The sequence below is a fragment of the Litchfieldella xinjiangensis genome, assembly GCF_000759345.1.
Taxonomy (GTDB): Bacteria; Pseudomonadota; Gammaproteobacteria; order Pseudomonadales; family Halomonadaceae; genus Litchfieldella_A; species Litchfieldella_A xinjiangensis.
This window is the reverse complement of sequence record NZ_JPZL01000003.1, coordinates 84,798-98,658: the sequence shown is the minus strand read 5'-3', so window position 1 is coordinate 98,658 and position 13,861 is coordinate 84,798. Positions and strand designations below refer to the sequence as shown.

Annotated in this window: 13 protein-coding genes; 4 read left to right on the top strand and 9 right to left on the bottom strand. The window is 63.0% G+C overall.

Annotated elements, in window-relative coordinates; genetic code table 11:
- The 3 genes from nuoL to nuoN are packed head-to-tail and all read left to right on the top strand — an operon-like array spanning position 1 to position 4,884.
- Positions 1–1,854 (top strand): NADH-quinone oxidoreductase subunit L, encoded by a 1,854-nt coding sequence (gene nuoL / locus JH15_RS12695; RefSeq protein WP_043530946.1) that lies wholly within the window; start codon positions 1–3, stop codon positions 1,852–1,854.
- A gap of 58 nt (positions 1,855–1,912) precedes the next feature.
- Positions 1,913–3,454 carry an NADH-quinone oxidoreductase subunit M gene (gene nuoM, locus JH15_RS12690; protein ID WP_043530944.1) on the top strand — a complete coding sequence of 514 codons (1,542 nt, stop codon included), beginning with the start codon at positions 1,913–1,915 and terminating at the stop codon, positions 3,452–3,454.
- The gene (gene nuoN, locus JH15_RS12685) at positions 3,451–4,884 is read left to right on the top strand and encodes an NADH-quinone oxidoreductase subunit NuoN (protein WP_043530943.1); all 1,434 of its coding nucleotides are present in this window, start codon (positions 3,451–3,453) and stop codon (positions 4,882–4,884) included. Before nuoM ends, nuoN begins: the two co-directional genes overlap by 4 nt.
- Positions 4,885–4,961: 77 nt before the next feature.
- Here the strand turns inward: nuoN and JH15_RS12680 are convergent, their stop codons facing one another.
- From JH15_RS12680 to JH15_RS12655, 6 genes are all read right to left on the bottom strand, one after another.
- The gene (locus JH15_RS12680) at positions 4,962–6,077 is read right to left on the bottom strand and encodes a TRAP transporter substrate-binding protein (RefSeq protein ID WP_043530942.1); all 1,116 of its coding nucleotides are present in this window, start codon (positions 6,075–6,077) and stop codon (positions 4,962–4,964) included.
- A gap of 99 nt (positions 6,078–6,176) precedes the next feature.
- A complete protein-coding gene (locus JH15_RS12675) occupies positions 6,177–7,580 on the bottom strand; it encodes a TRAP transporter large permease (protein WP_043530940.1) in 1,404 nt (467 codons plus the stop codon).
- Positions 7,581–8,141 carry a TRAP transporter small permease subunit gene (locus JH15_RS12670; protein ID WP_043530939.1) on the bottom strand — a complete coding sequence of 187 codons (561 nt, stop codon included), beginning with the start codon at positions 8,139–8,141 and terminating at the stop codon, positions 7,581–7,583.
- 204 nt (positions 8,142–8,345) lie between these two features.
- Positions 8,346–9,155, bottom strand: a complete 810-nt coding sequence (locus tag JH15_RS12665) for an endonuclease/exonuclease/phosphatase family protein (protein WP_043530938.1) — start codon at positions 9,153–9,155, stop codon at positions 8,346–8,348.
- 18 nt (positions 9,156–9,173) lie between these two features.
- Positions 9,174–9,800 (bottom strand): thiol:disulfide interchange protein DsbA/DsbL, encoded by a 627-nt coding sequence (locus JH15_RS12660; protein ID WP_043530937.1) that lies wholly within the window; start codon positions 9,798–9,800, stop codon positions 9,174–9,176.
- Between the two features lie 171 nt (positions 9,801–9,971).
- The gene (locus tag JH15_RS12655) at positions 9,972–10,586 is read right to left on the bottom strand and encodes a c-type cytochrome (protein WP_043530936.1); all 615 of its coding nucleotides are present in this window, start codon (positions 10,584–10,586) and stop codon (positions 9,972–9,974) included.
- A gap of 227 nt (positions 10,587–10,813) precedes the next feature.
- Between JH15_RS12655 and yihA the strand changes: the two genes are divergently transcribed.
- Positions 10,814–11,419, top strand: coding sequence for a ribosome biogenesis GTP-binding protein YihA/YsxC (gene yihA / locus JH15_RS12650; protein WP_043531650.1), 606 nt, complete (start codon positions 10,814–10,816; stop codon positions 11,417–11,419).
- Here yihA and JH15_RS12645 read toward each other — a convergent pair.
- From JH15_RS12645 to JH15_RS12635, 3 genes are read right to left on the bottom strand one after another with little or no spacing between them, the layout of a single operon-like run.
- Positions 11,412–12,167 carry an HAD family hydrolase gene (locus tag JH15_RS12645; RefSeq protein WP_043530935.1) on the bottom strand — a complete coding sequence of 252 codons (756 nt, stop codon included), beginning with the start codon at positions 12,165–12,167 and terminating at the stop codon, positions 11,412–11,414. The genes yihA and JH15_RS12645 overlap by 8 nt on opposite strands.
- Positions 12,168–12,176: 9 nt before the next feature.
- A complete protein-coding gene (locus tag JH15_RS12640) occupies positions 12,177–13,121 on the bottom strand; it encodes a tyrosine recombinase XerC (RefSeq protein WP_043530934.1) in 945 nt (314 codons plus the stop codon).
- Positions 13,118–13,840 (bottom strand): DUF484 family protein, encoded by a 723-nt coding sequence (locus JH15_RS12635; protein ID WP_043530933.1) that lies wholly within the window; start codon positions 13,838–13,840, stop codon positions 13,118–13,120. The genes JH15_RS12640 and JH15_RS12635 overlap by 4 nt, the downstream gene beginning before the upstream one ends.
- Between the last annotated feature and the right edge of the window lie 21 nt (positions 13,841–13,861).

The following is a 13,861-nucleotide window of genomic DNA, read 5'->3' as shown; positions in this document are numbered from 1 at the left end:
ATGTCGTTTCTACTGCCGCTGACCTTTCTGCTACCCCTGGCCGGTACCCTGCTGCTTTCGTTGTCGCGGGGTCGGCTGGGCGAGCGAGCCAGTGCAGCGATAGGCACCGCAAGCGTGGGGCTGTCGGCACTGGCCACTGCAGCGTTGATCGCAGGGTACCTCGAGGCCCCCGAGCGCCAGGTCGTGACCCTGTGGACGTGGGTCTCGGTCGGCGATTTCCAGCCGACCCTTGGTCTGGCCCTGGACGGACTGTCGTTGACCTTGCTCGGCGTCATCACCGGGGTGGGTCTGTTGATCCATCTGTTCGCGGCCTGGTATATGCGCGGCGAGAGCGGGATCACCCGCTTCTATGCCTACATGAACCTGTTCGTGTTCAGCATGGTCCTGCTGGTGCTGGGCGATAACCTGCTATTGCTGTTCCTGGGCTGGGAGGGCGTCGGGCTGTGTAGCTACCTGCTGATCGGCTACTACTACCGGACCGCTGCCAACGGTTGGGCGGCCTTCAAGGCGTTCATCGTCACGCGGGTGGGCGATGTCTTCCTGGCGATCGGCTTGTTCCTGCTGTTCAGGGAGCTGGGTACGCTGAACATCGCCCAACTGCTCGAACGTGCGCCGCAATTATGGGCTGAGGGGGCCCCCACGGTCGAACTGGCGGCGCTGCTCTTGTTGGGCGGGGCGTTGGGCAAGTCGGCGCAACTGCCCCTGCATACCTGGCTGGCCGATGCCATGGCCGGCCCGACGCCTGTCTCGGCGTTGATCCATGCTGCCACCATGGTTACTGCCGGGGTCTACCTGATTGCGCGGATGCATGAGCTGTTCCTGCTGGCCCCCGACGTGTTGCTGCTGACCGGGGTGATCGGGGCGCTGACACTGCTTGCCGCCGGCTTCGCGGCCCTGGCTCAAACCGACATCAAGCGCGTGCTGGCCTACTCGACGATGAGCCAGATCGGTTACATGTTCCTCGCCTTGGGGGCCGGCGCCTTCGATGCGGCGATTTTCCATCTGATGACGCATGCGTTCTTCAAGGCGCTGCTGTTCCTTTCTGCCGGGGCGGTGATCGTCAGCTGCCATCATGAGCAGGACATGCGGCGCCTCGGCGGGCTGTGGCGCAAGCTGCCCCTGGCCTACGCCGGTTTCGTGGTCGGCGGGGCGGCGCTGGCGGCGCTGCCGCTGGTGACCGCCGGCTTCTACAGCAAGGACGAGATCCTCTGGCAGGCGCTGGCCGCGGGCCATGGGGGGCTATTGGTTGCAGGGCTGGTGGGGGCCTTCCTGACTTCGATCTATACCCTGCGCCTGATCATCAAGACCTTCCATGGCGAGGCGAAAAGCGACAATGCACGTCATGCCGAGGCGGGGCAGGGCCTGGCTCACGGCGTGCCCTTGATCGTGTTGATGGTGCTTTCGACCTTTCTAGGGGCCTGGTTGACGCCGCCCCTGGCGGGGGTGCTGCCGGACCCGCACGAAGGAAGCGCCGGTTGGCATACCGCGCTCGAGATTGTCGCCTCGCTGGTTGCCCTCGGCGGGTTGGCCCTGGCGGCATGGCTATTCTTGCGCCGCCGAAAATGGCTGGCCGAACAGACCTCGCAGGGATGGGGAGCACGCCTGTGGCGCTGGTGGCACCATGCGTGGGGCTTCGATACGGCCTATGACCGCGGCCTGGTGCGCCCCTATTGGCGCACGGTCCACGCCCTGCGCAGTGACCGGGTGGACGGCCTGTTCGGTCTGGTGGCGATCATGGTGCGCATGACGCATCTGGGGCTGAGCTGGACCCAGACCGGCAAGTTGCGCTTCTACGGGCTGTCGATGGTGGGCGGCGCCACGCTGGTGATCCTGGTGCTGGCCTTGGTGCGATGATCTGAAACGCCATGGGTGAAATGAAAGCGATGACACGACGACAAGGAATGCGACGCTTATGACGCTGGTCGGGTTGATTGTGATCCCGTTCCTCGGTGGGCTGCTGTGCTGGCTGGCCGAACGTCGCGGGGATAGGTTACCGAGATGGATTGCCCTGGGCACCATGGCGCTTGAATTGCTGCTCACGCTGGGCGTGTGGTTGTCGCACGATTTCAGCCTGCCTTCGCCAGGCGGCGAGGCGAGCACTTGGGCCATGGAGTGGCGCGTACCGTGGATCCCGCGCTTCGGCATCGAGGTGCACCTGGCATTGGATGGCCTGTCGCTGGTGCTGATCGCCCTGACCGGTTTCCTGGGCATGCTCGCCGTACTCTGCTCGTGGCGCGAGATCGTACGCCGGGTGGGGTTCTTCCACCTCAACCTGCTGTGGATACTCGGCGGGGTGGTGGGGGTCTTCCTGGCCATCGACCTGTTCCTGTTCTTCTTCTTCTGGGAAATGATGCTGGTGCCGATGTATTTCCTGATCGCCCTGTGGGGACACAGTGGGTCGGAGGGGCGTACACGGATTCGCGCTGCCACCAAGTTCTTCATCTACACCCAGGCCAGCGGGCTGTTGATGCTGGTGTCGATACTTGGTCTCGTCTTCGCGCACCATGCCGCCACCGGGGAATATTCGTTCAGCTACGATGCCTTGCGCGACGTCACGCTCTCGGAACCGGTGGCGATGTGGCTGATGCTGGGCTTCTTCATTGCCTTTGCGGTGAAGCTGCCGGTGGTCCCGCTGCATGGCTGGCTCCCCGATGCCCATGCCCAGGCGCCCACGGCCGGCAGTGTGGATCTCGCCGGTATCCTGCTCAAGACAGCCGCCTACGGCATGCTACGTTTCGCCTTGCCCTTCTTTCCCGAGGCCTCGCAAGCCTTTGCCCCGGTGGCCATGGCGCTGGGCGTGGTGGGCATTTTCTACGGGGCCGTGTTGGCCTGCGGCCAGAACGACATCAAGCGTCTGGTCGCCTATACCAGCATTTCGCACATGGGCTTCGTACTGATCGGCATCTATGCCGGGACTTCACTGGCCCTGCAGGGGGTTGTGATGCTGATGGTCGCTCATGCCTTCTCGGCGGCTGGCCTGTTCATTCTCAGCGGCCAACTCTATGAGCGCCTGCATACCCGCGACATGCGCGAGATGGGCGGCCTCTGGGGGCGGGCTGGTGGCCTCTCGGGATTCACCTTATGCTTCGTGGCCGCGTCGCTCGGCCTGCCGGGTACGGCCAACTTCCTGGGCGAGTTCATGGTGCTGTTCGGCAGCTTTTCGGTGGCTCCCTGGACGGTGGTCATCGCCAGTGGCGGTCTGGTCCTGGCGGCGGTCTATTCGCTGCTGCTCATGCAGCGGGTGCACTTCGGGCCGCCTAAGGACAGCGCACCGCTTGCCGATCTCGATGGACGGGAATACGGGATGTTACTGGGTCTCCTGGCGCTGGTGCTGTTGTTCGGTCTCTACCCACAGCCATTGCTGGACACCACCGGCGCGGCCATGAGCGAAGTGCAGCGGCTGTTCGGTAATACCGAACTGCTCGACGCGACGTTGACCTGGGAGGCCTCATGACCTACTTGATTGCGCTGCTGCCGCTGATCCTGGTCTGCGCCACGGCGGTTGCCGTCATGCTGGGCATCGCCTGGCAGCGCCACCACGCCAGCACCGTCCTGACGGCGGTCGTGGGGCTCAACCTGGCCCTGCTCTCGCTGGTTGCGGTCCATCAGGTGGCCCCCTTCGAGACGCTATTGGTCGCTGTCGACGGCCTGGCAATATTCGGCGCGGTACTGGTGCTGGTTTCGACGCTGGCCTGTGCCACCCTGGCACATGCCTACCTCGAGCACTATCGGGGGCCGCGCGAGGAATTCTACCTGCTGCTGCTATGTGCCGCCGCGGGGGGGCTTGTCCTGGTCTCCAGTCGTCATATGGCCACCCTGTTCTTCGGCCTCGAACTGCTGTCGATGCCGCTCTACGGCATGCTGGCGTATGCCTTTCATGAGCGCCGCTCGTTGGAAGCGGGCATCAAGTACCTGGTGCTATCCGCTGCGGCGACGGCCTTCCTGTTATTCGGCATGGCCTTGGCCTACGCCCAGACGGGCCGGCTCGATCTGGCCGGGCTGACTGCCGGTCTCGGCGAGGGGGGTGGAGCCTGGGGATTGGCGGGGGCCGGCCTGATACTGGTGGGGCTGGGCTTCAAGCTGTCACTGGTGCCCTTTCACCTGTGGACCCCCGACGTCTACGAAGGAGGGCCCGGTCCGGCTGCAACGTTCCTGGCTTCGGCCAGTAAGGTGGCGGTGGTCATCGTGCTGCTTCGCCTGGTGATCGAATCGCCCGCCTTTGCTCATGTGGGCGTGCATCAGATTCTCGCGGTGCTGGCTTTCGCCAGCATGCTGATCGGCAATCTGCTGGCCCTTACCCAGGCCAACCTCAAGCGGTTGCTGGGTTACTCGTCGATTGCCCATTTCGGCTATCTGCTGGTGGCACTGGTCGTTGCCGAAGGCTTGGCCGTTGAAACCGCCGCAGTCTATCTGGTGATGTACGTGGTCACCACGCTCGGCGCCTTCGGCGTGGTGACCCTGGTATCGAGCCGGGATATCAGCGGTGATGCCGCTGCCCTGCACCATTATCGCGGCCTGTTCTGGCGACGCCCCTATCTCACGGCGGTGCTCACCGTCGCGCTGTTGTCGTTGGCTGGCATTCCCTTCACTGCCGGATTCATCGGCAAGTTCTATATCGTCGCATTAGGGGTCGAGGCGGGCCGCTGGTGGCTAGTCGGCGGCTTGATCGTGGGCAGCGCCATCGGACTCTATTACTACTTGCGGGTCATGGTCACGCTGTATCTGGTCGAGCCAGGCATGCAGCGTCATGATGCGCCTCACGATTGGGGGACGCGTGCCGGTGGTGTGGTCGTGCTGGGGCTGGCGGCACTGGTGGTACTGCTGGGTGTCTATCCGACCCCGATCATCGAATGGGCCGCCGCGTTGGGCGTGGCGCACGGCTGACATTGGACAACGACGCTCTGCTTCCCTTATAAAAAAACCGGGCCCCAAGGGGCCCGGTCGAGTCAGTGGATGAGGAATCACTCGCTGGCTGAGGTCGTGTCGCCATCCGGGTTACGGGCGTTGAGGAACGCCTGCTCGGAAATCGCGTGGTAATCGACGACCTTGTCCTGGAACTCGCGATAGGAGTCATAGATACGCTGGGAGATGTCGCTGGACTCGGCCAGCTCCTGGACCACCGCTTCGGAATGCTCCTTGGCCTGGGCCAGGACATCGTCAGGGAAGCGGCGCAGCTCGACACCATGCTCGTTGACCAGGGTCTCCAGCGCGTCGTTGTTACGCGCCGTATACTCGTCCAGCACTGCCTGGTTCACGTCACGCATGGCGGACTCGAGGATCGCCTTGAGGTCGTCCGGCAGCTCGGCCAGGGCCTCTTCGTTGACGATGGTCTCGAACATGACGGTCGGCTCGTGCCAGCCCGGATAGTAGTAGTAGTCGGCTGCCTGGTAGAGACCGAAGGCCAGGTCGTTGTATGGCCCGATCCATTCGGTGGCATCGATCGCGCCGGATTGCAACGAGGTGAAGATCTCACCGCCCGGCATGTTGACGATAGCCACGCCCATGCGGCTCATCACTTCCCCGCCGAGGCCGGGCATGCGCATCTTGAGACCGTCGAGGTCAGCCACGGAATTGATCTCGCGGTTGAACCAGCCGCCCATCTGGACGCCTGAGGCCCCTGCGGTCATCACGTCGACGCCGAACTGGTCATAGAGCTCGTTCCAAAGCTCGAGACCGCCGCCGTAATGCAGCCACGCGTTCATTTCCTGGGCGGTCATGCCGAATGGCACGGCGGCGAAGAACTGTGCGGCCGGGGCCTTGCCCTTCCAGTAGTAGGAGGCGGAGTGCCCCAGCTCGGCAGTCCCTTCGGAGACGGCATCGAAGACCTCGAAGCCAGGCACCAACTGACCGGCACCGAAGACCTCGATCTTCAGGCGACCGTCGGACATTTTTTCGACGATCTCGGCGAGGCGCTCCGGGCCTTGTCCGACACCGGGGAAATTCTTGGGCCAAGAGGTCACCATCTTCCATTCGAAGGTTTCCTGGGCCTCGGCGGCATTGTCGAATACCGACACCATGCCCAGGCCAGTGGCGGCCGTGGTCATGGCGATGGCTGCAGTGAGAGACTTCAGTTGCATAGCGCGAATCCCCTTTTTATGTTCGAGGTTATTGCCGGGTGCTGCGTGTGGCGGGCCAAGGCCCCGCCGGTGAAAGTATTGTTTTTTTTACGCGACTCATCAGAACTGAGCCGGTAGCCAGGTGGCCAGCCCGGGGAACAGGGCAAGTGCCCCGAGCATGGCGAGCTGGATCACGATAAACGGTACGACACCGCGGTAGATCGCCGTGGTCGGTACCGAGGCCGGAGCGACGCCGCGCAGGTAGAACAGTGCGAAACCGAAAGGCGGCGTCAAAAACGAGGTCTGCAGGTTGATGGCGATCATGATGCCCAGCCAGATCGGGTCGAGCCCCATGGCCAGCAGTACAGGACCGACGATCGGCACCACCACGAAGGTGATCTCGATGAAGTCGAGGATGAAGCCGAGCAGGAAGATCACAACCATCACAATGATCGTCGCACCCACCACTCCGCCGGGCATGTTCTCGAAGAGCTCGGTCACTAGATGCTCGCCCCCATAGGCGCGGAACACCAGCGAGAACAGCGCGGCGCCGATCAGGATCAGGAACACCATGGTGGTGACGTGCGTGGTCGAGCGAACCACGTCCTTGAGGGTGTCGAAATCCAGCTTGCGATAGGCCAGGGCCAGTATCAGCGCACCGAAGGCTCCCACCGCGGAAGCTTCCGTGGGCGTGGCGAAACCGCCCAGAATCGACCCCAGCACCGCCACGATCAGCACGATCGGCGGCACCAGGCCCTTGAGCAACAGGGTGAACAGACTGCCCTGATGATCGAGCTCGGCCATCAATTCTTCGCGGTCGGCCGGAGGGGCAGCCTCCGGTTTGAGCCAGGCGATCACGGCGACGTAGACGATATAGCACACCACCAGGATCAAGCCGGGGACAAGGGCGCCGACGAACAGGTCGCCTACCGAGACCGTACGTGGGCTGAAAATACCCATGGCCAACTGGGCCTGCTGGTAGGCGGAGGAGAGCACGTCACCCAGCAGTACCAGCGCGATGGACGGCGGGATGATCTGGCCGAGGGTGCCGGTGGCGCAGATGGTACCGGTGGCCAGCGACTGGCTGTAGCCGCGCTTGAGCATGGTCGGTAGCGACAGCAGGCCCATGGTGACCACTGTGGCACCGACGATACCGGTGGAGGCTGCCAGCAACATGCCGACGATGGTCACCGAGATACCCAGGCCACCGCGCATGGAGCCGAACAGCAAGGCCATGGCATCGAGCAGGGTTTCGGCCACTTTCGATTTCTCGAGCAGCACCCCCATGAGCACGAACAGCGGGACGGCCAACAGGGTCGAATTGGTCATGATGCCGTAGAGGCGATTCGGCATGGCCGACAGATATCCGCCATCGAAGTTGGCATCGATGCCCATGGCCTCGAGCCCCATGCCCAGCCCGGCGAAGGCCAATGCGGTGCCGGCAAGCGACAGCGCTACTGGATAGCCGAACATCAGCACGATACAGATGACTGCAAACAACACGAGCGACATGTATTCGAACATTTACACGCGCTCCTCGAGGTGGGCATCGTTCTCGCTGGTCGGCATGATGCGCCCCTGTATGATCAGCACGTTACGAATGATCTCGGCGATACCCTGGGTGATCATCAACACCGCGAAGACCGGAATCAGCGTCTTCAGCAGGTAGATTGCGGGAATCCCGCCCGACTCAGGGGAACCCTCGAAGATGGCCCACGACTTGGTGACGTAGCCAAAGCTCGAATACAGGATGAAGCCCATGACCGGCAGCAGCAGGAAGAGCGTGCCGAACAGGTCGGTCCAGGCTTTTCGCTTGGGGGAGTGGCTGCGGTAGAAGATATCGACGCGGACGTGGCCATCATGCTTGAGCGTATAGGACGCGGCGACCAGGAAGACCACGGCATGCATGTACATGACCGCTTCCTGAGCGGGGATACTGTTGATACTGAAAGCGTAACGCAACACGACGATAAGAAACTGAACCAGCATCATGATGATGATCAGCCAGGACAGCCATCGACCTAGCCGTTCTGTGATGCTGTCAATCCAGGCCAGCGGTGCTGGCACGGAGGAAGCGCGATTCATGGAACCCTCTCATTCTAGGCATTTTGCGCCGTTATTGTGCTGTAACGCAGGGGCTGGTGCACGAAATGCATTATCAACGCACCGGCCTGCGTCCAGAGGGGTCGTATCATCCCATAGCGGCGCTTTTGGCGCGACGAGGAGAATGACCGATCCATGGCGAAAACTGAGCCTAGCGTGCCCGCAACGCAGGTTACAGGCAATGGATCATTGGTCTGACAGGGCGGGGATGGCCAGGCGGCAGGCCGCAGGAAGATGGATATTGACGGCCAGGGGCAGATGATCCGAAGCCTGGGGATCCAGGGCCATGACGTCATCGGCCTTGATCGACGAAGAGAGCAGGATATGGTCCAGTGCCCGGCGAGGTTGCCAGGAGGGATAGCTCAATAACGTACGTACCGGATGCAGGGGCAGTGAGGTACAGAAACGCGAATGCGCATGGAGCTGGTCGGGGGTGCAGTTCAAGTCGCCCATCACCACTACATGCCGGAGAGGTTGGATGATTTCACTCAGGTAGTCGAGCTGGCGGACTCGGCCTCGATGGCTGAGTGCCAAGTGAGCGACGAAGATATGCAGGGCATCGGGGCCCTCGCCATACCGGGCGTGGATGGCTCCCCGCCCCGGCAGGGTGCCGGGCAAACGGTGCTCTTCGATCTTGCTTGGCCGCATGCGGGACAGCAGACCGTTGCTGTGTTGTGCCACGCGCCCCAGGTTGCGGTTGAGCTGCTGGTAGTGGTGGGCAAAGCCCGCCTTGCGCGCCAGGTACTCGACCTGATTGATATTGCTCGAGCGGAAGCTGCCGCCGTCGACCTCCTGGAGGCCGACGATGTCGAACTTGCCCAGGACATCGCCGAGAACGTCGAGTCGGCCGAGGCGTTTGGGGTTGGGCAGGAAGTGCTGCCAGCTGCGAGTCAGGTAGTGATGGAACGCCGAGGTATGAATGCCCACCTGGAGGTTGTACGTCAGCAGACGCAGCGTGACGTCACGGCTCGTGGAGTGGGCATTCGGATGAACCACTGCTTCTCTCCTTGCAGGTTACTGCTCCTGGCGGACCTTCTCTATCAACGCTTGTGCAATTCGCGGCATGTTCTCGAGGCTGCCGGCACTGGACGGGCTGATGACATAGCGACCCTCGACGATCAGTGCCGGAACGCCCATCAGCTCGTACGCACGCATGCGTGCATGGGCTTGGTTGACCTGGCTCTTGACCCCAAACGAGCCCAGCGCCTTCTTGGCTTCCTCTTCGCTGACTCCGTAATCGCTGAAGAACTCGGCGATATCGTCTTGGGCGGTCAGCTTCTTGCCGTCCTCATGAATGGCATGGAAGAAATCGTCATGTATCTCATCAAGAATGCCCAATTCTTCAGCAGCATAGAAGGCCATGGCGTGTTTGTTCCAGTCACCGCCCATGGTGGCCGGTAGACGCTGGAAGGTCACATCGTCGGGCAGCTCCGCGACCCAGGCATTCAGCGGGTCTTCCAGGTTGTAGCAATGCGGACAACCGTACCAGAAGGCCTCGACCACTTCGATCTGGCCCTCTTCGACCTGGGTGGGCACCGCTTCGTCGAGCACCTTGTAATGCTCCCCCTCTACAGGTGTCTGGGCCATGACCATGCTGGACAGGCCGAGGGCGGCAAGAGCGGCAACCATTGTCTTGATCATGCGTCTAAGCTCCTTGTGGCTCGAGCGGTAGCGGAGTGATTCGTGAGCTGCATGCTCGTATTCGTTAGGTCATGTGACGTTGCGTTGGAGCGTGTGGCCCGCCCAAGGTTCCGCGAGCGCTCACAAATACGAAAGGCGGCATGTGCCGCCTTCCGAAGATTCAATGACCCATCAGTGCAAGCCAAGCACGTAGTTGGCCACGGCTTCCATGTCCCGGTCGCTCATTTTCGAGGCGATATCGCGCATGATGCCGTTGGGGTCGTTGGCCCGATCGCCGGAGGCAAAGGCCTGCAGTGTCGAGATCGTGTACTGTGCATGCTGGCCGGAAAGCGCAGGATACTGAGCGGTGCCAATGCCTTCGCCGGTCGGTGTGTGGCAGGCCGCGCAAGCGGGGATGCCCTTGGCCATGTCGCCGGCGCGGTAGAGTTCACGGCCGCGCTCGACCAGGGTCGCATCGTCTTCCGCCTGGCCCAGGTTGGCCTGCTGATTGGCGTAAAAGGCTGCGACATCCCAGGCATCCTGATCGGAGAAGTTCGCGACGATAGGCTGCATCTGCGGGACGGGGCGAACGCCATCGCGGATCTCGATGATCTGCTTGGCCATGTAGGATTCCTGCTGGCCCGCGATGTTGGGAAAGGCGCCCGAAGGGCTGATGCCCTGCTGTCCGTGGCAGGCAGCGCAGGTACCTGCGAGTTCGCGTCCTGCGGCAGGATCGCCGTCCATCTCCGCATGGGCCACGCCAACGGCGCTTAGGGTCATTGCCAGGCTTGCCAGTAACTTTCTCATCGCTAATTCACTGCCGTTTGATTGTTGAACGGTGTGTACCTTGGGCGCCGCCTCTTTCTACGTTGCCATGGGGCACGGTTCGCTGTCGGCGAGAGCACGGTGGTACACTAGCGTGCCCCAGGACACAAAAAAAATACACTGCATTATAACGAGTCACCCGGACGAGGTGAATGCGCCCGATTTGTCCGTTGACCGCCCTTAGCCTCCAGCCGCGGAACCCCGTCGTCATGTCGCGTCTCAATTACCAGACCGCCCAGTTTCTTACCAGTGCCCCCACGCTTGCCCAGTGCCCGCCCGATGACGGGGCCGAGGTGGCGTTTGCCGGCCGCTCCAATGCCGGAAAATCGAGTGCTATCAATGCGTTGACACAGCAGAAAGCGCTCGCGCGTACCTCCAAGACACCAGGACGCACGCAACTGATCAACTTCTTCACGGTCGGTGGCGATGACGCCTGCCGTCTGGTCGACCTGCCTGGCTACGGTTTCGCCAAGGTGCCTGAAAAGGTGAAGCTCGAATGGCAGCGGCATCTTGCCGCATATCTGCAGGAGCGCCATTCGCTACGCGGTCTGATCCTCGTCATGGATGTTCGCCATCCGCTGACCGAGTTCGATGAGATGATGCTCGGTTGGGCCGATGACAAGAACATGGCGGTGCATATCCTGCTGACCAAGGCCGACAAGCTGAAGCGTGGCGCTGCGATGAGTGCCCTGCAACAGGTCCGCAACCAACTTCGCGAATGGGAGGATCTGGTCAGCGTTCAGCTATTCTCGGCCTTGAAGCGCGAAGGGCTCGATGAGGCTCGGACGCGCCTCGACAATTGGCTGGTTAGTTGAGGCGGCTGTCGAGCCACTGCAGAAGTGCCGGCAATTCACTGACGTGACGCAGCCGGTATACGCCTGGGGGCAGCGAGCGCCCGCTATCGTCGTGACGGTCGATCCACGCTACACGCATGCCCAGCCGTTGGGCTGGCATGACGTCCTCCTGCCAGGAATCACCGACATGCATGGCGCGTGAGGCGGGGGTTCCCAGGCGAGCCAGCGCGGCCAGGAACGGACGTGCATCCGGCTTCGGCGCCAGCAATTCGCCGGCTGCGATCGTGACCGGGAAGTGCCGGGCGATAGGCAGCCGTGTCACGTCAGCATTGCCATTGGTGATCGCCGCGAGCCGGTAATGCTCCCCCAGCCGGTCGAGCAGGGGCCCCACCTGGGGATACGGTTGCAATTGATGGCGTAGATCCATGAAACGGTCCATCGCCGCCGCGGCCCACAGGAACGCGGCGCTACGGGGAAGCCCAAACTCTTCCATCATCTCGATCAGCGCGCGCTCACGGATCCAGGTGAAGTCGCCGCGGCGCAGGGGATATTGCTGGGCGAGCGCCATCCGTCGATCCTGATAGGCCGAGAGCGGGAAGCGTTCGGCATAGCGCCCCCATTGTTCGATCTGTACCCCTTGCCAGGCGGCGAGCGCGTCGTCGAGCCAGGTGTAGTGGCCCTGTTCGGCGAGCTCCATGACCGGTCGGTTATCCCATAGGGTGTCGTCAAGATCGAAGGTCAGGGCGTCGATGACTGCGTGTCGCGCCATGGGAGCACCTCAAGGGAAGGAATCGTCAAGGGATGTGTCATCGGCGGGGGAGCGACGACGCTGTGCTCGCGGATGGGCGGCATCGTAGCTTTCGGCGAGATGCTGCCAGTCGAGCCGGGTATAGATCTGGGTCGTCGACAGGTTGGCATGGCCCAGTAATTCCTGAACGGCACGTAGATCCTGGCTCGACTCCAACAGATGGCTGGCAAAGGAGTGGCGCAGACGGTGGGGATGCAAGTGCTCGGCCAGGCCCCGCTCCTGGGCCAGCAAAGCCAGACGTTTCTGGATGGCCCGATGCCCAAGGCGTCGTCCCTGCTGGCCGACGAACAGCGCGGGCTCGTCCGGCGCGGCCAAATGACCACGTACCTTGAGCCAGGCGCTTAGCGCGTCGTGGGCGCGCCGCCCCACCGGAACCTGGCGGGGTTTGCTGCCCTTGCCGATGACTCTGACCCGGCGAGCGTCCACTTCCCCCAGATCCAGCGCGGCCAACTCCGCCAGACGCAATCCGCTCGAATAGAGCAGCTCGAGCATCGCCTGGTCGCGGCGGGCCAGCGGTGAGTCGTCATGCGGCGTGTCGAGGAACTGATTGAGGCGATCGATATCGACCGGATGCGGGAGGTGACGTGGCTGTCGAGGCGCCTGGGTCAGGCTAACGGGGTTGTGGGATAGCCGGCCTCGGCGCACCAGGTGATCGGCAAAGCGTGACAGCGCCGCGCGTCGGCGGGCCAGGCTGCGTGGCGCCAGGCCACGCATGCGTTCCTGGCCGAGGAAGCGACGTACCAGGCCGACATCGAAGTCCTCCCAGGCCTCGAGACCCTGGATCTCGGCCCATTGTGTCAGGGCAACGAGATCGCGGCGGTAGGCCGTGACGGTGGTCGGGCTGGCAGCCTGGGCCAATTCGTTCAGAAAGGCCGACACCTCGGTCGCAAGCGGCGATTCGGTGATCTGGCTCATGCGTTGCGGGGCTCGGCCAGACGGACCAGCAGGCGCGAGGTGACCTCGCCCAGGTATTCGGTGAACAAGGTGTCGAGGCTGGCCCGGAAATACTCGGGGTCGGGGCTGGCCAGCACCAGGTAGCCCAGGGGCTCGCCCAGGGTAAGGCGAGTCAGGGCGCAGGAGCCGGCCTGCTCGGGCGCCTTGGCATGGGGAAGCAGGCGCTGCCAATCGGTTCGGCTCAGCCGGGTACAGCGGCTGGTGCGGCCATCGAGTAGCGCGGCCAGGCGCAGTCCGGCGGCATCGTCGAGAATATGTCGGGGCGGCTGCGGTGGATGCGGTTCATGGTCGGTCATTGACGCCGGGCACCATAGAGCCACCGCGGGGGTGCGAAAGCGTTCCGACAATTGTGTGGCGAGTGCCTGGCCCAGGGCGTCGTTGTCTTCGGCCTCGAGCAGGGCCAGTACCAGCTCGCGGGTACGCCGGTACTGCGCTTCGTTATGGCGGGGCGAATCCAGCAACTGCTCGAGCCGCCACTCGGCGCTTTCGGCGCGCGCGCGCAGATCGTGGATCAGTCGTTCGAGCAGCGAGGTGGCGCCGCGTGCCTCGGGGTGCGGTACCTTGAGCTGCTGCAGCAGGCCCTCGCGGCCTACGAAAAAGTCGGGGTGCCGGGCCAACCATTGGGCGACTCGCTCGGGATCCAGTGTCTGACGCGGCTCGGGAGCCTGACCACGGGGCATGCATTCTCTCCTATCTCGAGC